Here is a 19,460-nt window from a genome sequence, read left to right as displayed (position 1 = left end):
GTGGAGACTCCCCTCATCCCGACCTTCTCCGCGCAGGCGGGGAGAAGGGGTGCACGATCACGACTTTGCGGGAGATGTGTGATGGCAGAGACGGCGGATAGCCTGGTGCTCGATCTTGTCGAGTGGGTCGCGCGCGAGCCGCGGCGCTATGCCGAGGTGCTCGAGGTCTGGCGCACCTCATGCCCGCGGCTGACGATCTGGGAGGACGCTGTCGACCGCGGCTATGTCGCGCGCCGACCCTCGGTCGAGGGCATGCGGGTGATGGTGACGGAATGTGGCGAGACCTTCTTGCGCGCGCATGGGCGGATGCATTGAGACCGTGATTGGTCCGATCCGCCTGCCGAATTGCTTTCTTCACCCCCCGCGAGCGGGAGAGGGGGCGCTGGCGCTATTCGCACGCACGTCAGCGCGCCGGTTCGGCGAGCCTTGGCCGGATGATCTCGACCATTCGGTCGGCTGACGTCCCCGGCGGAAAGAAGCCGAGATAATTGCCGTCGCGGTCCATCAAATAGATGTAGGCGGTGTGATCGACGGTGTAGTCGCCGGCATCCTTCAGCGGCACCCGCGCGAAATAGACCTTGTAGGCATCGGCGAGCTTGCGGATCGCATCAAGGTTGCCGGTCAGCCCGATCAGGCGCGGATGAAACATCGGCACGTATTCTGCGAGATGCGCCGCGGTATCGCGCTCGGGATCGACAGTGATGAAGATCGGTTGCACCTGATCGCCGTCGCGGTCGAGTTTGTCGAGCGCAAGCCCGATTGCCTGCAGATCGGTCGGACAGACGTCGGGGCAGGTGGTGAAGCCGAAATAGACCAGCATCAGCTTGCCGCGAAACTCCTTGTCGGTGCGTTCATGGCCAGCCTGATCGGTCAACGCGAACGGGCCGCCGACCGGCTCCCTGTTCCACATCAGGATGTCCATGATCTCGGCGGCCGAGCGCGCCGATTGCGGCGGCGCATCGCCCGCCGGCACCGGCGCCAGCGTCAGCCACAGGCCGGCGCCGGCGAATGCCAGGCCCGCGCCGGCGAATGCCAGGCCCGCGCCAGCGAATGCAATGACGCGCAGGATCGGCGCGATCATATGCCGAAGGAGAGGCGGCTGCCCGTCGTCGTGACCAGCACCTTGTCGCCCATTTGCGCGGTCGCCTCCTGCACGAAGTGGAGCCCGGAGCAGTGCATCGGGATCAGCACGTCGGGGTCGAGCTTCTTGATCTCGGCGACCACCTCGGTGAGGTAATCCTTCGGCGCCGGCCCGAGGTGGAAGCCGCCGACGATCGCGTGCACCTTCTGGATGCCGGAGACCTCCTGCGCCTGCTTCACCGAATTGACGATGCCGACATGGCCGCAGGACGAGATCACGACGAGGCCGAAATCCCGCACGTTGAAGCAGGTGGCGTGCTCATGGATGTGCTCGTCGGGCACGATCTTGCCGTCCATCTCGGCCGGCAGATAGTGGCTGGCGTTGCAGCCGAGCCCGTCCTTGATGCCGAACTCGACCCAGGTCTGCGGCAGCACGCGCTCGATGCTGCGGCGGGTGATCTTGCCGGTGGTGAAGGCATGGCCCGCGATCACGGTCGGGGTCTCGCACAGCACCGTGGTGACGCGCTGCGCGGCGAGCTGGCGGCGGTCGAGCGTGCCGAAATCGTTGAACTGGCCCTTGGTCGGCGTTGCGCTGACGCGGTGGCAGAAATTGTCCTCGCCGCCGGCATAGAGCTTCACGTCGGCCGGTAGTTTATCACGGAATTTGTCGAGGAAGCCGTTGAGGCCGCCGAAATGGTCGTAGTGGCCGTGGCTCACGATCAGCGCGTCGAGCTTCGCCGGATCGACGCCGACCAGCGCCATGTTGTTGAGCAGCACCTCCGGCGTGTAGCCGTAGTCAAGCATCAGGGTGCGCTGCGCGCCCTTGGCCTCCGACTCCAGCCACAGCGACAGGCCCCATTCATTGTGCAACGACTTCTGGTAGTCGGCGGAGCGCGGCGGCGCCGCGATGGTGACGCCGCCGGCCTGCTTCGGCTTGAAGAACAAATCGAAGCTGGAATCGACCAGCACGCGGATCGAGAGCTTGTCGACGGTCGGCACCTCGATCGGCGCGGCGCTCGCGATCTCGACGCAGGAGAAAGCGCCCGCGGCTGCTGCGCCGGCGATCGCCGCCGAGCCCTTGAGGAAATCACGTCTTGCCAAATCATGTGTCATTGCAATGCCCCATGTTTAAAAATTCGTCAGCGCAATCCCTCCGGCAGCCTAGGAGCAATCGGGACGCGGCTCAATCGGGCACTTGCGCTGGCCGCAGATCACATTCGCGCGCGGTGCAATGCGCGCGCCATTGACTTGGGTGCGGTTATGCGCCCAACTCCATGCATTCGCATCTTTCTCGCCGATGCACGACATCGGCAGTCCCTGGCAATGCAGGATCACGCCCATGATCGATCTCCACTACTGGTCCACGCCGAACGGTCACAAGATAACGATGTTCCTTGAGGAGACCGGATTGGAGTACAGGATTTTCCCGGTGAACATCGGCAAAGGCGATCAGTTCAAGCCGGACTTTTTGCAGATCGCGCCGAACAACCGCATCCCAGCAATTCTCGATCACGCGCCGAAGGGCGGCGGCAAGCCGCTACAGCTGTTCGAGTCTGGCGCGATCCTGCTCTATCTCGCCGAGAAGACCGGACAATTCCTGCCGGCCGATATCCATGGCCGCTATGACGCGATCCAGTGGACGTTCTGGCAGATGGGCGGGCTCGGGCCGATGGCCGGGCAGAACCACCATTTCCGCAACTACGCCGTCGAGAAGCTGCCATACGCGATCGACCGCTATGTCAACGAGACCAACCGGCTCTACGGCGTGCTCAACAAGCGGCTCGCCGACCGAGAATTCATCGCCGGCGACTATTCGATCGCCGACATGGCGAGCTATCCCTGGGTCGTGCCCTACAAGAACCAGGGCCAGGAGATCGACGATTTCCCGCATCTGAAGCGCTGGCTGGAGACGATCGGCAAGCGCCCCGCGACCGAGCGCGCCTATGCCAAGGCGAAGGAGGTCAACCCGAATTTCGGCCAGCCCGCGATCCGCACCGAGGAGGAACGTAAGTTGCTGTTCGGGCAGACCGCGGCGGTGGTGCGGTAGGGCGCAGGTCTCAGCCGTCTCTCCGTCGTCATGGCCGGGCTTGACCCGGCCATCCACGTTTGGGTCGTCATTGCGAGCCACCCGGTCGGCGCGAAGCGCTGCCGGATGACAGGCTCCGCGAAGCAATCCATTTCACCGCTCGCGGAGGTAGGGATTGCTTCGTCGCTTCACTCCTCGCAATGACGATTGCGGGATCAGCCAGCTCAAGCCCCGACATACCTCGCCAGCCGCCGTTCCTTCCACGCAGCTAACCCCTCGGCGAGATCGCGGCCCGGCACCAGCGCGGCGAACTGTTCGCTCTCGACCAAAAGGCCCTCGGCAATCGGCATGTTGAGCCCGCGCGTCACCGCGGTGATGGTGCCGGCGACGGATCCGGGCGAATGCCTGGTGATCCGGCCGGCGAGTTCGCGCGCGGCGGTCAGCAGCTGATCATGCGGCACGACCTGATTGACCAGCCCGATCTCGCGCGCGTGCTCGGGCGGAAACGGATCGCCCGCCAGCAGCAATTCCAGGGCGCGCTTGCGTCCCGCCAACCGCGGCAGCCGCTGCGTGCCGCCGAAGGTCGGGGGCATGCCGAGCTTGATCTCGGGCTTTGCAAATTGCGCGCGGTCGCTGGCGACAGCGAGATGCACCGCCTCGGCGATCTCGCAGCCGCCGCCGAAGGCGAGCCCGTGATCGCCGCGATCAACGGGCTTCTTGAATGCCTCCAGCCGCGCGGTCATGGCTTGTCCCCGTCGGACGAAGTCGCGCACCGCGACGGCCGCTCCCTGTTTGACGCTCCCAGCGAATTCGTGGATGTCGGCGCCGGCCGAGAAGGCGCGCTCGCCGGCGCCGGTCAGGATCACGGCGCGCACCTCAGCGTCGCCCTCGATGCGGTCGAGCGCGGCCATCAGTTGATCGATCAGTGCGTAGTTCAGCGCGTTGAGCTGCTCCGGACGGTTCAGGGTGATCAGGGCGATCCCGTCGGTGATTTCGAGCAGGATGGGGGCGGGCATGATGCAGTCTCCAGCAATTGTGTGTCGGGCCGAATGTAGGGCCAGCTGCAATTTGTGTATATTCACTGGTTAGTATACATACGCAGGATGCCCAGACCTTCCGAGCCCACCCGCGAGCGCATCGTCCAGGCGGCAAGCGCGCTGTTCTACAATGAAGGCATCCGCCGCGTCAGCGTCGACGAGGTCGCGGCCAGGGCCGGCCTCACCAAGCGCACGCTGTACTATCACTTCAAGAGCAAGGACGATCTCGTCGCTGCCTATCTCGCCGCGCGCGACCAGCCCAATCTCGCGTTGTTCCGCAAATGGTTCGCGGAGGCCGAGGGCGGCCTGCCGGTGAAGGTCGAGGCGATCTTCAAGAACCTCGCGCGCTCGGCGCGGCATCCGAAGTGGAAGGGCTGCGGCTTCCTGCGCACCTCCGCCGAGCTCGCCAACATGCCCGGGCATCCCGCGATCCGGATCGGCGCCGCGCACAAGAAGAAGTTCGAGGATTGGCTGCGCGCGACCTTCGCGGACGAGGGGATCGCCGATCCGCTCAAGCTGGCGCGGCAGATCCTCTTGCTGCTGGACGGATCATTCGCCGTGGTGCTGCTGCATCGCGACCCGAGCTACATGGAGACCGCCGGCGAGGCCGCGCGCACGCTGATCGAGACGGCGCTGGCGAAACAGGGGCGGAAACGAGGTTAGGGCGTGTACTCCCGAGGCCGGTCCGCTTCGCTCTGATAGAGGCGAGGCCGGAGGAGACGGTGTTGAGCGGCATGGACGCCGCCCAACACGATCATGAATCTTATTTTGCCATTGCGGTCCTGGCGGCCTCGATTTTCGCCTTCACGGAATCGAGGTTGAAGCTCGCGCCCTTCTGCATCGGCGGAAACTCGATCGCGGTCATGGCCAGCTTCTCGACCTCCTGTTGAACGAACACGAAGCGCCAGAATTCATATTTGAACCAGTCGAAGTATTGTTGGGCGCCGTATTTGGTCCCGCTGTCGGGCCAGCCCGTTCGCTCGAACGGATCCAGGCGGAGGTTGATTAGGTAGGGGACGTCAACCTTGGTTTTTGCGCCCAGCCAGCCACCGGGCTGGTCGATGAAACGATACTTGTAGTCGTCGATGCGCACGGCCCCCAGCTCGCTCTCGCCGAAGTACCAGATTTCGTGTCGGTTGGACGGCCCCTTGCCGGTGATCATGTCCATCTGATTATAGCCATCCAGATGGCACTTGTAGGTGCGATCCCCGATTTGCTTGCCCTTCTTCAGTTCCTCGACAATGTTCGGGTTGCCGGCAGCGGCCAGCAAGGTCGGGAACCAGTCCAGCCCGGAGACGATGCCGTTCTCGACCTTGCCCGCGGGCACCTTGCCCGGCCAGCGGATCATCGCGGGCGCGCGGAAGCCGCCTTCCATGACCGTACCTTTGCTCTGCGCGAAGGGTGTCTGTCCGCCATCCGGCCAAGTGAAGACCTCGGTGCCGTTATCCGTGGTGAAGATGACAATGGTGTTGTCATCCACGCCCATCTCCTTGAGTTTTTGCATGACGAGGCCGACATCGTCGTCGAGCTGCGCCATGCCGGCTTCGTGAATCGACCAGCCGTTCTTGGAGTTGCGCATCGCCTGGTACTTCGGCGACAAATGCGTGACGATGTGCATGCGGGTCGGATTGAGCCACAAGAAGAAGGGCTTGTTATCGGCCTTGGCCCTTTCAATGAACGACAAGGCGAAGTCTCGGATTTCGTCGTCCACCGTTTCCATCCGCTTGGGATAGAGCGTTCCGGCGTCTTCAATCCTCTGCTTGCCGACTTTGCCCCAACGGGGATCCACGGTGGCGTCGTCCACATTGGTTGCCCACGAATGGACCATGTTGCGCGGGCCAACCTTGTTCAACAGTTCCTGCGGATAGGCAGGGTGAGCCGGATCTTCCATCGCGTCGAGGTGATACAAATAGCCGAAGAATTCGTCGAAGCCGTGCACGGTCGGCAGAAATTCGTTCTTGTCGCCAAGGTGGTTCTTGCCGAATTGGCCGGTGGCATAGCCCATGCCCTTGAGCGCGGTGGCAATGGTCACGGCCTCCGCCGGCAAGCCTGTGGGGGCGCCGGCCTGGCCGACCGTTGTCATGCCGGTGCGGATCGGCAGCTCGCCGGTGATGAAGTTGGCGCGGCCCGCGGTGCAACTCGCCTCGGCGTAATAATCGGTAAACAGCATGCCTTCTGCGGCGATCTTGTCGAGGTTCGGCGTCCGGCCGGCCATCATGCCACGATGGTAAGCACCGATATTCCAGATGCCGATATCGTCCCCCATGATGACGACGATATTGGGCCGCTGTCCGGCCGGCGCGGGCGCCGGGACCGGCGTTGGTTGCTGCGCCTGCGCGAAGCTTGTCGTCCCGACGGCGGAGAGTGCTGAAGCGGCTACCAGCGAACTACCGCGCAACAAGAGATCGCGGCGTTTCAGTCCCACGCTGTTCGGCCCCGTATTCTGAGGCTTTTCCGGAATCGTATCGTTACTCATGACATGATCCTCTTCCTGATGATGCACCTGAAGCCGATATGGCTTGCTGAGGTGTCGTCGATCCGCTCGGCATGACGCGCGGCCGGACGATGGCGGCGGCAGTAGCTCGGAGCGCAAGGATGCGAGCCGCCTTTAAGCACCTTGCGTGGAATCCTGAGGTTCGGCTGGCGAGAGTCGTAATTCGCGCCCTGGGACCGGCCGCGAGGAGCTTGCGGGATGCAGCAGGCTTTCGGGCGGCCTGCGTCGTGCTTTGGTGAATACCCATCGGCCGTCAATTCCGAGGCGCTGGCGATCGTGTCACGAAGGTCGCAGCCGTTGGCCGGGAATGCGGTGGCGGGCGAGGTGCGCTCGAAGCCATCGGCCGGCAGATTGGGTGCGCCTGTCGCAACGCCAACGTCGTGCATGGGCTACTCGCCGTGACCGAGTTTCAAAGTTACGAGCGCCGCCCGAGCAAGAACCTGTCGGCAGCTTTCTGGCTCGCCGATGCTTCGGGGGACGGTTCAACGCTTTGGTCAGTCAAAAGACAGTCGCGTATCTGAAGCGCGAGACCGATAATGCAGCATCTACGAACCAGACAAGACAAGATGCTCAGCAACGCATCCCTGTTGTATTGATCTAGATCAATCGAGCCAGGTCGCCCCTTGTCGAGAGCCCCTGATGACTATGCAAAAAGTGCCAGGGTTGTGGCGTCATGGACACAACCTTTCAATAAACCTCCGGCTGAACTCAAATATGCCGAATTCGCGTGGACGAACGGCGGCGTCAGCTTATTCTTTCCGAGTTTCTACCCCGCCGGAGCAATGGTGGGATCGCGAGAGTCGGGGAATCGGCGATGCGGTACTTTAAACCGAATCTGGGACGCAGGTTTTTTTCGCAGTGGCATTTGAGTGTTGGGGCGCTTGCCGCTCTGCTGGTGCTTTCCACCCAAGCGGCTCGCGCCGACGAAAATGGCATCAGCTTTTGGCTACCCGGATTTTTTGGCAGCCTCGCGGCTGTTCCTCAGCAGGCGCCGGGCTGGTCGGTGACCTCGGTTTACTATCACACCTCTGTTTCCGCCGGCGGCGACGTGGCGCGGTCGCGCGAAATCACGCTTGGTCGCTTTCCCGCGAATCTGACGGCGAACGTGAACGCGAACGTCAATGCGAATGTGAACCTTGGTCTTGTGGCCGGAACCTACACCTTTGCAACACCCGTGCTGGGCGGTCAGGCCTCTGCCAGCCTGTTGGCGACCTACGGGTCCAACTCGACATCGCTGGCGGGATCGCTCGTTGGGACATTGACGGGACCGGGCGGCGCCACGTTCCCCTTCTCCCGGTTTGACAGCATCGACAGCTCGCTCATTGCGTTCGGCGACCTGATCCCGCAGTTCGCGCTGCGCTGGAATGCCGGTGTCAACAATTACATGACGTACATCACCGCCGACCTTCCGGTCGGCGCCTATCAGTCGGGCCGCCTGGCGAATTTGGGGCTTGGGCACTGGGCGATCGACGCGGGCGGCGGCTACACCTATTTCGATCCAAAGACCGGGCATGAATTTTCGACGGTGCTGGGATTCACCTACAACTTCGTCAACCCCGCCACTCAATATCAAAGCGGCGTCGACATGCACCTCGACTGGGGCGCATCGCAATTCCTGACCAAGCAATGGCAGGTCGGCCTCGTCGGTTACCTCTATCAGCAGCTCGGCTGCGACAGCGGCTCCGGCGATCGCGTCGGCTGCTTCCGGTCGCGCGTGGCCGGCGTCGGCCCGCAGGTCGGCTACATTTTCCCGGTCGGAGACATGCAGGGATATCTGAACCTGAAGGGCTACGGCGAATTCGCCAATGAAAATCGGCCAGCAGGCTGGAACGTCTGGCTGACGTTCAATCTTCAGCCCGCGGCGCCAACGCCGCCGACATCCACAAGGCCCAGATTCACGAAATAGCAATAGCGCTGCCACCGGTGCCGTGCTGAAGGTTCAATCTGGCGCGGCCGTAGCAATCAGCCGATGGACGCTCCGCGAGCGTGCGGATATGTCCGGGTTAGGTCAAAAGCCGACGATGATGGCTAAAGCGCGCCGCGCTCCTGCAGCAGCGCCAGCACGGCGTTGAGGTCCGGCAACACGGCTGCGCATTTCGCACGGGTCTCGTCGGTCGGCGGCGCCATGTCCGGCACCATCAGCGTGATCGCGCCGGCGGCGTGGGCGGCGGCGACGCCGTGGTTGGAGTCTTCCACGGCGATGCAGGATGCCGGCGTCACGCCGAGCCGCGCGGCGGCCTTGAGATAGAGCTCGGGATCCGGCTTGCCCTGCGCGACATCGTCAAGCGTCAGCAGCGTGTCGAAACGATTGCGGATGCCGGCAAATGTCAGGTTGCGCTCGGCCGAACGGCGTGACGACGAGGTGACGATCGCTATCGGGCGCTCCGCAAGCGCGAGCGCATCGAGCAGAGCCAGCGTGCCGGGCTTGAGCGGCAGGCCCGACCGCATCATCTCATCGCGATGTTCGAGAAACGCTTGGTTGACCTCGGCGAGTGGAAACGCCACGCCGTAATGATCGCGCAGCATCGCCTCGCAGACCGGGCCGGGAAGGCCGACCATGGAATGGCACAGCGCGACGATGTCGTCGGTGTAGCCGCACACATTCAGCGCCGCGACCAGGCTGTCGAAATAGACCTTCTCGGTGTCGAGCAAGGTACCGTCCATGTCGAGCAGGACGGCGTCGACGGTCCAGCGTGTGTTCACGTCGCGCTCACCGCTGCTTGCTGTTCCGCGAGCTTCCGCAAGCATGCGGGGCACAGGCAGTCGTCGCCGTCGGTCGGCATAGGCAGGCGAAAACTCTCATCGGAGCACCAGCATGCTCCCGTGAGCGAGCAGGAAAATTCGCTGCCGCATGCCGTGCAGGCAAGCCTGCGTGGCGAAGCTTGTTCGGGACGATCGTTTGACGAGAGGTCCATTCTAACCGCGATTTAATGCGCGAATTAATCTCGGGTTCATCCCGGACCGCGCTATGATGCCAGGCAATTGATATAGCCGGGATAGGCCGTTAAGGGAATTCTGATGGCCCGTGATTCGCAAGCCGCGCTGACTGCCCTGAACCGGTTTGGGTTTGGCGCCCGCGGCGGGGCGTCCGGCGACTTCATCAACGCGGCCTCCGATCCGCGCGGTTTCGTGCTGGCGGAACTGGCGCGTCCGAACGGCGCGCTGCTCGAAGTGCCGGGCCTGCTCTCGACGCCGGAGCTCGGCAAGCAGGTGTTCGACTATCAGTTCGAGATCCAGCAAGCACGCAATGCCGCGAAGGCCGCGCAGCAGGGCGCGAGCGAGACACCGCCGCAGGGCCCGGACACGAAGTCGCCGCAGCGGCGCAATCTGTCGCTGTCCACTGCGGCCAAGGAGATCGCCGGGAAAGATCCGACGATGCAGGCGCAGGCCGCCGATGGCGCCAATGCGGCGATGACGCCGTCCGCGACGATGCAGCCTCCGACGACGCAGACGGTGGCTGGTCCGCCGAAGCCGCCGGCGCAACCGCTCAACATCATCCAGAAGACATTCCGTGCCGAGGCGCTGGCGCGGCTGCAGCGCGGCGTGGTCGCCGATTGCGGCTTCGTCGAACGGCTCGTGGTGTTCTGGTCCAACCACTTCTGCATCTCCGCCAACAAGGGCGCGCTGGCGCGGATGTGGGCCGGCTCGTTCGAGCGCGAGGCGATCCGTCCGCATGTGCTCGGCCGTTTCCCGGACATGCTGAAGGCCGTCGAGCAGCATCCGGCGATGCTGTTCTTTCTCGACAACCAGCAATCGCTCGGCCCGGAGTCGCACGCCGGCATCAACCGCAATCGCGGCCTGAACGAGAATCTCGCGCGCGAGATCATGGAACTGCATACGCTCGGCGTCGGCGGTGGCTACACCCAGGACGACGTCACGGCGCTGGCGCGAATCATCACCGGCTGGACCTTTGCCGGCCGGCGTGGGCAGCTCGGCACGCCCGGCAGCTTCGTGTTCAATGCCAATGCGCACCAGCCCGGACCGCAGCAGGTGCTCGGCAAGACCTACGCGCAGGCCGGCGTCGCGCAGGGCGAGGCGGTGCTGTCGGACATCGCGGGGCATCCCTCGACCGCAAAATTCATCGCGACCAAGTTCGCGCGCCACTTCGTCGCCGACGATCCGCCGCCGGCGCTGGTGGCGAGGCTGCAGGATACGTTCACGAAAACGGACGGCGATCTCAGGGCGCTGGCCACCGCGCTCGTTGAGTCCAGCGAGGCCTGGCAGCCGCCGCTGACAAAGATGCGTTCGCCTTACGAGTTCCTGGTCGCCTCCGGCCGCCTGCTGGCGCGCAATCCGGAGGATCCGGGCCGCTATCTCAATGGCCTCAATGTGCTGGGCCAGCCCTTGTGGTCGCCGGCCGGGCCGAACGGTTTTCTGGACACCGCCGCGGCCTGGGCGGCACCTGAAGGCGTCAAGCTCAGGCTCGACATCTCGGCGCAGCTTGCCTCCCAGCTCGCCGACCGGTTCGACCCGCGCGACCTGCTCGAGCTCATTGCCGCCGATGCAGCCTCGCCCGAGACGCGGCGCACCATCGAGCGCGGGGAATCGCGGCAGCAGGCGCTGGCGCTGCTGTTGATGTCGCCTGAGTTCCAGAGGAGATGACGATGGAATGCTCCGAGAGCCTGATACTGCAGGCGACGTCGCGGCGCGCGCTGCTGCTCGGCGGCGCCTCGTTTGCGGCCTGGGCTTACCTGCCGAAATTCGCGCGGGCCGCCGATGGTCGCGATCCGCGCTTCGTCACCATCATCCTGCGCGGCGCGCTCGACGGCCTTGCCACGGTCGCCCCGGTCGGCGACCCCGACTATGCCGGCCTGCATGGCGCGATCGCGCTGAGGGCCGATGGTCCGAACGCGGCCGTGATGCTCGATCAGTTCTTCGGCCTGCATCCGGCGATGCCGGAATTTTCGCGGATGTTTCGCGCCAGGCAGGCTGCGGTGGTTCATGCGGTGGCGACCTCCTATCGCGATCGCTCGCATTTCGACGGCCAGGATGTGCTGGAGAGTGGCTTCCCCGGTCCGGGCCGCGTGCAGTCCGGCTGGCTCAACCGCGCGCTCGAAGCCTTGCCGAAAGGCGAGCGGGTGACGAGCGCGCTTGCGGTCGGCCCGACCACGCCGCTGGTGCTGCGCGGCGCGGCGCCGACCGTCGGCTGGGCGCCGACCGCGCTGCCGCAAGCCGCTGACGACACCGCGATGCGGCTGCTCGATCTCTATCAGCATCGCGATCCGGCGCTGGCTAGCGCGCTGACGCAAGGCTTGCAGCTCGAGAAGCAGGCGCAGGGCGAGGAGATGAAGCCGAAGCCCGGGGCGGGCGGCGTGGCGGCGATGCGCCTCGTGGCGCGCGGCGCCGCGAAACTGATGGCGGCCGATGACGGCCCGCGGATCGGCGCGCTCGCCTTCGACGGCTGGGACACCCATGCCAATGAAGGCGGGCCGGTCGGCCGGCTCGCGCAGCTGCTCGGCGGTCTCGACGGCGCGCTGGCGGAATTCCAGAGCGGCCTCGGCGCGCGCTGGCGCGACACGGTGATCGTGGTCGCGACCGAGTTCGGCCGCACCGCGCGCATCAACGGCACCGAGGGCACCGACCACGGCACCGGCACCATCGCGCTGCTCGCCGGCGGCGCGGTGAATGGCGGCCGCATGATCACCGACTGGCCGGGCCTCAAGCCCGCCAATCTCTACCAGGCCCGCGACCTCGCCCCGACCACCGACCTGCGCGCCGTGATCAAGGGCGTGCTGCACGACCAGTTCGGCCTCGGCGAGCGCGTGCTGGCTGATGCCGTGTTTCCGGACAGCGCCCCGGTGAAGCCGATGAAGGGGCTGGTGGTGTAAGCGGCAGTCACATACTCGGCGTCGTCCCGGCGCAGGCCGGGACCCATTACCACCGCTGATGATTGTTGGAACGCACTGGAGCCACAGCGCGGCGCAACCACGAAGATTTGTGGTTATGGGTCCCGGCTTTCGCCGGGACGACCGTTGTGAATGCAGCTCCAGCGGGGCTACCCCTTCGTTATCCCATCGACCTCAGCCATCTCCTCCGCGGAGAGCTTCCAGCTGATCGCCTTGACGTTCTGCTCGATCTGCTCGGGACGCGTCGCCCCGGCGATGACGCTTGCGACTTGCGGGCGCGCGGCGAGCCAGGAGAAGGCGAGCTCGAGCATGGTGTGGCCGCGCTCCCTGGCAAACGCCTGCAGCTTCTCGACGATGTCCTCGTTGCGCGGCGTGACGTAGCGATCCTTCAACGCCGGCGCCTTGGCGAAGCGGGTATCGGCGGGTGCGGCGGCGCCGCGCTGGTACTTGCCGGTCAACAGGCCGCTGGCGAGCGGGAAGAACGGTAAGAGGCCGAGATTGTATTGCTGCGCCGCCGGCAGCAGGTCCTTCTCGATGCCGCGCACCAGGAGGCTGTATTCGTCCTGGCAGGACACGAAGCGGTTCACGTTCATCTGGCGCGCGACGTACTCGGCTTCGGCGATCCGCCAGGCCGGGAAGTTGGAGTTGCCGATGTAGCGCACCTTGCCCTGGCGGACGAGATCGTCGAGCGCGCGCAGCGTCTCGTCGATCGGAGTGAGCGGATCGTAGTCGTGCTGTTGGTAGAGATCGATATGGTCGGTCTTCAGGCGGCTGAGGCTCGCTTCGACTGCGGACATGATGTAGCGCCGCGAGGCGCCCTGTTTGGTGCCGTCGGTCGCCATCGGCTTGGAGAATTTGGTGGCGAGCACGATGTCCTTGCGGCGGTCGCCCAGCACGGTGCCGAGCACGGTCTCCGAGCCGCCCATGCCGGCATAGATGTCGGCGGTGTCGAACAGCGTGATGCCGAGATCGATTGCCTTGTGGATCACCTTGCGCGAGGTTTCGAGGTCGGTGCGCTGGCCGAAATTGTTGCAGCCGAGGCCGACCGCGGACACGCGCAGCCCGGAGCCGCCGAGATTACGAATTTCCATGAGACAATCCTGTGGGATAGGCGAGGGATGTCGCGGATTGTGACGCGCTGCCCCGAGCCCGGCAAGGTGCCGTCCTACCGCCGATCACGCATGGCGGTGTCGCAAAATGAGATGCCGCAAAAAAAGCGGTCCCGGTCAGACGCGGCGACTGACGGGGACCGCTTGGCGAAGATCTGAGACGGGGGGCCTGATCTGCGCGAGCGGAAGCCTAGCCGGGCTTTGTAACGTGCCGGCGACACCTCTGTTCAATCCACAGGCGCGGATGCGGGCTCAGACCATCTTGCGATAGATGACGAAGCCCGGCTTGTCCGCGACCTTGTCATAAAGCTGCATCGCGGTGTGGTTGGTCTCATGCGTCTGCCAGTAGACGCGTGGCGATCCCGCGAGCCTCGCCTGCGCGTAGACGCCGTTGATCAACGCGCGGCCAACGCCCTTGCCTCGCGCGGCTTCGCTGGTGAACAGATCCTGCAAATAGCAGGTTGGCGCGATCGCCGTGGTCGAGCGGTGAAACAGATAATGCGTCAGCCCGAGCAATCTGCCGCCGGCGTCGGCGACCAGCGCGTGCACCGGCTCATAGGCATCGAAGAAACGCTCCCACGTCATCGCGGTGATCTCGGGCGCGAGCGCGGTCGGCCCGGATCGCTCATAGAAGGCATTGTAGCCATCCCACAGAGGAAGCCACTCGGCGTAGTCGTCGCGGGTGACGAAGCGGATGGTGACGTCGTCGGCCATGGAGATTCCTGGATGATCCTGCGTTGCGGGCGATGCCTCCGCACCGCTCGCAAGATTCTACCGTCGCTATCTCGCAGGATCAATTGCGGACGAGGCCGCGCCTCACTCGGCGGCGCGCAGCAGCCGCGCCAGATGGCGCTCGCGCCCGGCGCGCTGCGCCCGGTATTCCTCGGCCTTCGCGGGATCGTCGGTGTGCCGCACGAGGTCGGTGACCGGCGTGTAGCTCAGCATGCGGCCGCCGTCCGGCAGCGCGGTGCAGCTGAAGCGCAGCACCTTGCCGTCGGCGAGGTTGAGATTGATCGGCGTGGAGTCGCCGGCGCGCATCATCGCGATGCGCTCGGCGATGAACGCGCTCAACTCGTCTTCCGGCAGTTCATAGGCGCCGGTGTCGCGGCCGTGATACATCAGCGCGACGAAGGGCGGCTTGCTCTCGGCCTGCGCATCCGACAGCGCGAAATAGTCGCGAAAGGCGCGGTTGATGAATTCAGCGCGGGTGTCGGCGTCGAGCAGCACGATGCCGATGTCGACCTGGTCGAGCGCGGCGGCGAGCCGCTCCGCGGTGGCGTGATGCTGCTGGTCCGCGGCAAAGGCGTCGATCCATTTCTGCCGCAGCATTCCGGTGATCACGGCGGTGCCGGCCGCGGTCGCTGCCAGCATCAGCATCCGCGCGACGTCGGCGGTGTCGTAACCGGGCAGCGCGCGATGATCGAGGAAGAACAGCGCCGAGGCAGCCACCGCGATCGCGGCGGAGATCAGCCCGGAGGTGATGCCGCTGATCGAGCTCGCAAGCGCCACGATGCAGACGAACAGCGGCGCGGGATTGGGGACGGCGACAACGAGGCGATCGATCAGGAAGGCGGCGGATGCCGTGATCGCCGTCAGGGCCGGACCTGAAATTGCACGCCAGTCGAACCGCATGCCCGTTCTCGCTATCTGTCAAACGAAGGATAAAGCCGCAGTTTGACGACAGGGCCGCAACCGCGCCGGCATTTCCGTCCCGACCGTTAAGCGGGCGTTGCGGGGGCCGAACCAGCTTTCGCTGCTTTCAAATCAAATGGTATGCAGATCGGCGCGGAACCCGGTTCCGTGCCTGCGGGTTACCGCGTGCTTTGCTTGCAAGAGGACATTCGATGCCCGCCATTTCGCCTTCGCTGCTGCCGATCCTGATGCTGTTCGCCTCGAACGTCTTCATGACCTTCGCCTGGTACGGCCATCTCAAGTTCAAGGACCACTCGCTCCCCATCGTCATCCTGGTGAGCTGGGGCATCGCCTTCTTCGAGTACTGGCTGGCGGTGCCGGCCAATCGCTGGGGCAGCGCGGTCTACTCGGCGGCGCAGCTCAAGACCATGCAGGAGGTGATCACGCTGGTGGTGTTCGCCGCCTTCTCGGTGTTGTACCTGAAGGAGCCGCTGGGCTGGAATCACGCGCTCGGATTCGCCTTCATCGCCGCCGGGGCGTTTCTGATCTTCCACAAATGGGGCTAATGCGCTTTGCGCCTGAGCTAAAGCGCGATGAGATTAGGTTGAATCGTCATCGCGCTTTGGCCTTTTGTTTGAGCATGATCTTTTCGGAAAACCGCTTCGCACTTTTCCGGATCATGCTTTAGTGATGCGGGGCCGGCCTGGCGGCCGGCATCGTGACATGCGCGGGGCGTGCGTGGTCTTCGCCTTGCGTGCCGGTCACGATCAGGAGCGATGCCGCCAGCAGGATCGCCGCCGACAGCGTCACGGTCACCAGTCCGACGGGGGTCTTCATCATGTCGCGCCGCTGTCTCTCCCGCGCCTTGCCGCGGATCAGGTGCCAACCGGAAATTGCTTGATTACGCCGGGATCGCCGTTGCCATGGTGACGTTGCTCGACAGCACGGTCACGGCGACGACCAGGCACAACGTCAGCGCGCCAAGCGCGAGCGACGCGGCGATCGCGTTCGTCAGCCGGGATGATGCCACCGGGGCAGGGCGGCCATCGAAGCCTGCCGTGCCGGACCACCGTTTCATGGTCTAAATCCCTCAGGCCGCGAGCGAATCACTCGCGACATCTGCGTGAATCTGCCGGTTGTCACCGGCAACATTGCGGCGGCGGCACCGTCCAAAAATGGCTAAAATACGGCGGCGGTGCGGGTTTTGCCCGCTATTTGGGCAGTTTCCCCGTTATTCCCTGGATTCACACCCGGCCGTTCAGACGCCGGCCGCGAGGCGGGGCTCAGGCTCGGCCTCGGTACCAGGCTGCCAGTCCATCGAGACAAATCCGGGGGTCTGCTCGACGCGCTTGAGCCAGGCGCGGATCGACGGAAAGGTCGCCAGGTCGAAGTCGCAGCGGTCGGCGACGTGGGTATAGCCGTAGAGGGCGATGTCGGCGACTGTAAGCTGTCCGGCGGCGAAATAGGTGTGCTCCTTGAGGTGATTTTCCATCACCTGCAGCGCCGCATAGCCGCGCTCCATCCAGTCCTCCAGCGCGTGCGTCTGCAGGTCGCGTCCGCCCTTGACCAGCGACAGCCAGAAATAGGCGGCGCCGATGTTCGGCTCCAGCGCGTGCTGCTCGAAGAACATCCACTGCAGCGCCTCGGCGCGCTCGATCCGCGACTCCGGCGCCAGCGGCGTGCCGATCGCGACGTACCAGAGGATGGCATTGGACTCGGCGAGATGGCGGCCCTCGGCGACCTCGAGCAGCGGCACCTGGCCGCTCGGATTCTTGGCCAGGAATTCCGGGGTGCGGCTCTCGCCGCGCAGGATGTCGATCTCGATCGCCTCGTACGGCGTGTTCAGCACGGCAAGCGCCAGCCGGACCTTGTAGCTGTTGCCGGAGCGCTGCATCGAATAGAGCTTGTACATTGCGTCGTGGTTCACTCGGTCAGGGAGACGGTACGCTTTAAAAATTGCGCGGCCTGTCACACCGCAACGCCGCTAAACAATGATGCTGGCGGGGGTGCGTCGCAAGCCCTGCAATGTGGAAAAAGTCGAAACGTCTACTGCACTGCACACGTGCAGAACGATTCCATCCACACGGCAGAACAACTCGGATCACGCCTGCGCGACGCTCTGCACGGTGCCGGTCGATGGCCAGGTCGCGACCATGGCCGGCGCGCTGAAATTACAAACCTTAACGCGCCATCCTTGGCGGCACGACGCGCCGGGCTGCGTTGACGACCCGCCGTTAGCGCTGTCAGGCGGGTGCCGCGCGGCATTGTCCTCGGAGCAATCCGCGCCGGCGCATGCCGCCGAAGGCCCCGCCGGCAAGACCGGAGCGGGCTTGCCGGATATGAGTCATCCGGTGCCGGAACTTGCGGAAAATTGCGTGCGCCGCGAGCCATGCGCGAAAGTTTTCGTGCTTTACCGCCAAGCTTCTTGCGGTGCAGCGGCGACAGGCCTAGGGTGCCGCGATCCCATTCAAATCAAGTCGTGGCCCTACGGCTCACGACGTTTGCCAGGAGATGATAATGGCCTTCCTGTCCGCTGCGCTCGACCGTGTGAAGCCGTCCGCGACGATCGCGGTCACGGACAAAGCACGCGCGCTGAAAGCCGCGGGCCGCAACGTCATCGGCCTCGGCGCCGGCGAGCCTGACTTCGATACGCCCGCCAACATCAAGCTGGCAGCGATCCACGCGATCGAGGCCGGCAAGACCAAGTACACCGATGTCGGCGGCATTCCGGAGCTCAAGGAAGCCATCATCAACAAGTTCGCGCGCGAGAACGGCCTGACCTACAAGCCGAACCAGGTCATCGTCGGCACCGGCGGCAAGCAGGTGCTCTACAACGCGCTGATGGCGACCATCAATCCGGGCGATGAGGTGATCATCCCGGCGCCGTACTGGGTCAGCTATCCCGAGATGGTGGCGCTCGCCGGCGGCGAGTCGGTGCCGGTGGTGTGCCCGGCCTCGACCGGCTTCAAGCTGCGTCCGGAAGATCTCGAGAAGGCGATCACGCCGAAGACCAAGTGGGTGATCCTGTGCTCGCCGTCGAACCCGACCGGCTCGGCCTATACGAAGAGCGAGCTCAAGGCGATCACCGACGTGCTGGTCAGGCATCCGCATGTCTGGGTGATGACCGACGACATGTACGAGCACCTCGTCTATGACGACTTCGTCTTCACCACGGCGGCGCAGGTCGAGCCGAGCCTGTACGATCGCACGCTGACCGTGAACGGCGTGTCGAAGGCCTACTGCATGACCGGCTGGCGCATCGGCTATGCCGGCGGTCCGGCGCAACTGATCAAGGCGATGGCGACGATCCAGTCGCAGTCGACCTCGAACCCGTCGTCGATCGCGCAGTGGGCGTCGGTCGAGGCGCTCAACGGTCCGCAGGACTTCATCGCCGCGAACAACAAGGTGTTCAAGGAACGTCGCGACCTCGTGGTGTCGATGCTCAACCAGGCGAGCGGCATCGAGTGCCCGCGGCCGGAAGGCGCGTTCTACGTCTATCCGTCCTGCGCCGGCACGATCGGCAAGAAGGCGCCGTCGGGCAAGCTGATCGACAACGACGAGGCGTTCGTCACCGAGTTGCTCGAGAGCGAAGGCGTGGCCGTGGTGCAGGGATCGGCATTCGGGCTCGGCCCCGCGTTCCGCATCTCCTACGCCACCAAGACTTCCGATCTCGAGGATGCCTGCAAGCGCATCCAGCGCTTCTGCGGTAATCTGCGGTAGTTCGATCCGAAATCAAGAAACGCTCCCGCACCTGGTGCGGGAGCGTTTTTGTTTGTGCGCTGAAATCGCGCGCCGGTAGATTCGACGAGTCAAATCACATCCTGCTCACCTCACGCGCGTGTGTGCGAACATCGATGCCACACGCGGGAAGTTTTTACGGCGTCTTTGCGCACTGCCTTGTTTTGGACACGAGCCTTCCTTCCTGTCCGCCGCGCAAATTCAGTTCACCTTGCGGAGACAGTTCAATGCGACTTTCGACCCTCACCCTTGCAGCGCTTGCGTTGCTGGCGCCGTTCGCCACCGCCAACGCGGCGCCTCAGGTTCAAGCCGGGGTCCTGCAATGCCAGGGCGGCGAGAATGTCGGCTTCGTTGTCGGCTCTGTCGCGCGCCTCGAATGCGTGTTTCAGAGCGGCGGCCGTCGGCCCGAGCCCTATGTTGCGACCGTGAAGCGGATCGGCGTCGACCTCGGCGTCACCGCGACGACCCAGCTCGCTTGGGCCGTGAGCGCGCCGACCA

The 19,460-nt window shown here is 64.6% G+C and carries 23 protein-coding genes; 9 read left to right on the top strand and 14 right to left on the bottom strand.

The features are described 5' to 3' along the window. The first annotated feature begins 81 nt into the window (after window positions 1–81). Window positions 82–315 carry a hypothetical protein gene (locus tag AKL29_RS02350; protein WP_050382828.1) on the top strand — a complete coding sequence of 78 codons (234 nt, stop codon included), beginning with the start codon at window positions 82–84 and terminating at the stop codon, window positions 313–315. 88 nt (window positions 316–403) lie between these two features. Here the strand turns inward: AKL29_RS02350 and AKL29_RS02345 are convergent, their stop codons facing one another. The 3 genes from AKL29_RS02345 to AKL29_RS02335 are packed head-to-tail and all read right to left on the bottom strand — an operon-like array spanning window position 404 to window position 2,421. Continuing rightward, window positions 404–1,081 carry an SCO family protein gene (locus AKL29_RS02345; RefSeq protein ID WP_082190443.1) on the bottom strand — a complete coding sequence of 226 codons (678 nt, stop codon included), beginning with the start codon at window positions 1,079–1,081 and terminating at the stop codon, window positions 404–406. Beyond that, window positions 1,078–2,193, bottom strand: coding sequence for an MBL fold metallo-hydrolase (locus AKL29_RS02340; RefSeq protein WP_050382827.1), 1,116 nt, complete (start codon window positions 2,191–2,193; stop codon window positions 1,078–1,080). The genes AKL29_RS02345 and AKL29_RS02340 overlap by 4 nt, the downstream gene beginning before the upstream one ends. Before the next feature lie 48 nt (window positions 2,194–2,241). Further along, window positions 2,242–2,421, bottom strand: a complete 180-nt coding sequence (locus tag AKL29_RS02335) for a hypothetical protein (RefSeq protein ID WP_050382826.1) — start codon at window positions 2,419–2,421, stop codon at window positions 2,242–2,244. Between AKL29_RS02335 and AKL29_RS02330 the strand changes: the two genes are divergently transcribed. After that, window positions 2,420–3,127 carry a glutathione binding-like protein gene (locus AKL29_RS02330; RefSeq protein WP_028336052.1) on the top strand — a complete coding sequence of 236 codons (708 nt, stop codon included), beginning with the start codon at window positions 2,420–2,422 and terminating at the stop codon, window positions 3,125–3,127. The two genes, AKL29_RS02335 and AKL29_RS02330, sit on opposite strands and share 2 nt — an antisense overlap. Before the next feature lie 203 nt (window positions 3,128–3,330). Here the strand turns inward: AKL29_RS02330 and AKL29_RS02325 are convergent, their stop codons facing one another. Beyond that, window positions 3,331–4,122 carry a crotonase/enoyl-CoA hydratase family protein gene (locus tag AKL29_RS02325; protein ID WP_050382819.1) on the bottom strand — a complete coding sequence of 264 codons (792 nt, stop codon included), beginning with the start codon at window positions 4,120–4,122 and terminating at the stop codon, window positions 3,331–3,333. A gap of 87 nt (window positions 4,123–4,209) precedes the next feature. On the opposite strand from AKL29_RS02325, the gene AKL29_RS02320 reads away from it, so the two are divergent. Next, the gene (locus tag AKL29_RS02320) at window positions 4,210–4,806 is read left to right on the top strand and encodes a TetR/AcrR family transcriptional regulator (RefSeq protein WP_050382816.1); all 597 of its coding nucleotides are present in this window, start codon (window positions 4,210–4,212) and stop codon (window positions 4,804–4,806) included. A 100-nt stretch (window positions 4,807–4,906) separates the two neighbouring features. On the opposite strand, the gene AKL29_RS02315 is transcribed toward AKL29_RS02320, so the two are convergent. Both AKL29_RS02315 and AKL29_RS02310 read right to left on the bottom strand, forming a co-directional pair. Further along, complete coding sequence (locus tag AKL29_RS02315) at window positions 4,907–6,619, bottom strand: arylsulfatase (protein WP_050382814.1); 1,713 nt, start codon at window positions 6,617–6,619, stop codon at window positions 4,907–4,909. After that, window positions 6,616–7,023, bottom strand: a complete 408-nt coding sequence (locus tag AKL29_RS02310; protein WP_080667164.1) for an SUMF1/EgtB/PvdO family nonheme iron enzyme — start codon at window positions 7,021–7,023, stop codon at window positions 6,616–6,618. The genes AKL29_RS02315 and AKL29_RS02310 overlap by 4 nt, the downstream gene beginning before the upstream one ends. Before the next feature lie 428 nt (window positions 7,024–7,451). On the opposite strand from AKL29_RS02310, the gene AKL29_RS02305 reads away from it, so the two are divergent. After that, window positions 7,452–8,543 carry a SphA family protein gene (locus AKL29_RS02305; protein WP_244481693.1) on the top strand — a complete coding sequence of 364 codons (1,092 nt, stop codon included), beginning with the start codon at window positions 7,452–7,454 and terminating at the stop codon, window positions 8,541–8,543. Window positions 8,544–8,665: 122 nt separating this feature from the next. Here AKL29_RS02305 and AKL29_RS02300 read toward each other — a convergent pair whose 3' ends face one another. Beyond that, a complete protein-coding gene (locus AKL29_RS02300) occupies window positions 8,666–9,340 on the bottom strand; it encodes an HAD family hydrolase (protein ID WP_050383019.1) in 675 nt (224 codons plus the stop codon). Then, a complete protein-coding gene (locus AKL29_RS40115) occupies window positions 9,337–9,552 on the bottom strand; it encodes a cysteine-rich CWC family protein (RefSeq protein WP_080667166.1) in 216 nt (71 codons plus the stop codon). The genes AKL29_RS02300 and AKL29_RS40115 overlap by 4 nt, the downstream gene beginning before the upstream one ends. 103 nt (window positions 9,553–9,655) lie before the next feature. Here AKL29_RS40115 and AKL29_RS02295 point away from each other — a divergent pair, with 103 nt between their 5' ends. Continuing rightward, a complete protein-coding gene (locus tag AKL29_RS02295; protein ID WP_050382812.1) occupies window positions 9,656–11,239 on the top strand; it encodes a DUF1800 domain-containing protein in 1,584 nt (527 codons plus the stop codon). Further along, entirely contained in the window at window positions 11,236–12,465 is a 1,230-nt protein-coding gene (locus tag AKL29_RS02290; protein WP_050382811.1) for a DUF1501 domain-containing protein, read from the top strand. The genes AKL29_RS02295 and AKL29_RS02290 overlap by 4 nt, the downstream gene beginning before the upstream one ends. A 167-nt stretch (window positions 12,466–12,632) precedes the next feature. Here AKL29_RS02290 and AKL29_RS02285 read toward each other — a convergent pair whose 3' ends face one another. The 3 genes from AKL29_RS02285 to AKL29_RS02275 form a co-directional block, all read right to left on the bottom strand. Next, entirely contained in the window at window positions 12,633–13,574 is a 942-nt protein-coding gene (locus AKL29_RS02285) for an aldo/keto reductase (protein ID WP_050382809.1), read from the bottom strand. Window positions 13,575–13,844: 270 nt separating this feature from the next. Next, window positions 13,845–14,306 (bottom strand): GNAT family N-acetyltransferase, encoded by a 462-nt coding sequence (locus AKL29_RS02280; protein ID WP_050382803.1) that lies wholly within the window; start codon window positions 14,304–14,306, stop codon window positions 13,845–13,847. A gap of 102 nt (window positions 14,307–14,408) precedes the next feature. After that, entirely contained in the window at window positions 14,409–15,224 is an 816-nt protein-coding gene (locus AKL29_RS02275; protein ID WP_050382800.1) for a PAS domain-containing protein, read from the bottom strand. Between the two features lie 212 nt (window positions 15,225–15,436). Here AKL29_RS02275 and AKL29_RS02270 point away from each other — a divergent pair, with 212 nt between their 5' ends. Then, window positions 15,437–15,790, top strand: coding sequence for a DMT family protein (locus AKL29_RS02270; protein ID WP_028336063.1), 354 nt, complete (start codon window positions 15,437–15,439; stop codon window positions 15,788–15,790). Between the two features lie 118 nt (window positions 15,791–15,908). Here AKL29_RS02270 and AKL29_RS43195 read toward each other — a convergent pair whose 3' ends face one another. The 3 genes from AKL29_RS43195 to AKL29_RS02265 form a co-directional block, all read right to left on the bottom strand. Then, a complete protein-coding gene (locus AKL29_RS43195; protein ID WP_167350367.1) occupies window positions 15,909–16,064 on the bottom strand; it encodes a hypothetical protein in 156 nt (51 codons plus the stop codon). A gap of 61 nt (window positions 16,065–16,125) precedes the next feature. Beyond that, a complete protein-coding gene (locus tag AKL29_RS43190) occupies window positions 16,126–16,302 on the bottom strand; it encodes a hypothetical protein (RefSeq protein ID WP_016846694.1) in 177 nt (58 codons plus the stop codon). 180 nt (window positions 16,303–16,482) lie between these two features. Then, window positions 16,483–17,136, bottom strand: a complete 654-nt coding sequence (locus AKL29_RS02265) for a glutathione S-transferase family protein (protein ID WP_028336064.1) — start codon at window positions 17,134–17,136, stop codon at window positions 16,483–16,485. A 605-nt stretch (window positions 17,137–17,741) separates the two neighbouring features. Here AKL29_RS02265 and AKL29_RS02260 point away from each other — a divergent pair. Next, window positions 17,742–18,944: a pyridoxal phosphate-dependent aminotransferase gene (locus tag AKL29_RS02260; protein WP_018273579.1), complete on the top strand. Its 1,203-nt coding sequence runs from the start codon at window positions 17,742–17,744 to the stop codon at window positions 18,942–18,944. A 245-nt stretch (window positions 18,945–19,189) separates the two neighbouring features. Further along, on the top strand, window positions 19,190–19,460 hold a 271-nt coding region (locus AKL29_RS44225; protein ID WP_244481692.1), incomplete at its 3' end, for a DUF992 domain-containing protein.

It is taken from the genome of Bradyrhizobium pachyrhizi, assembly GCF_001189245.1.
Taxonomy (GTDB): Bacteria; Pseudomonadota; Alphaproteobacteria; order Rhizobiales; family Xanthobacteraceae; genus Bradyrhizobium; species Bradyrhizobium pachyrhizi.
Note: the sequence above shows the minus strand (reverse complement) of the source record. Positions and strands in the feature narration are given on the sequence as shown.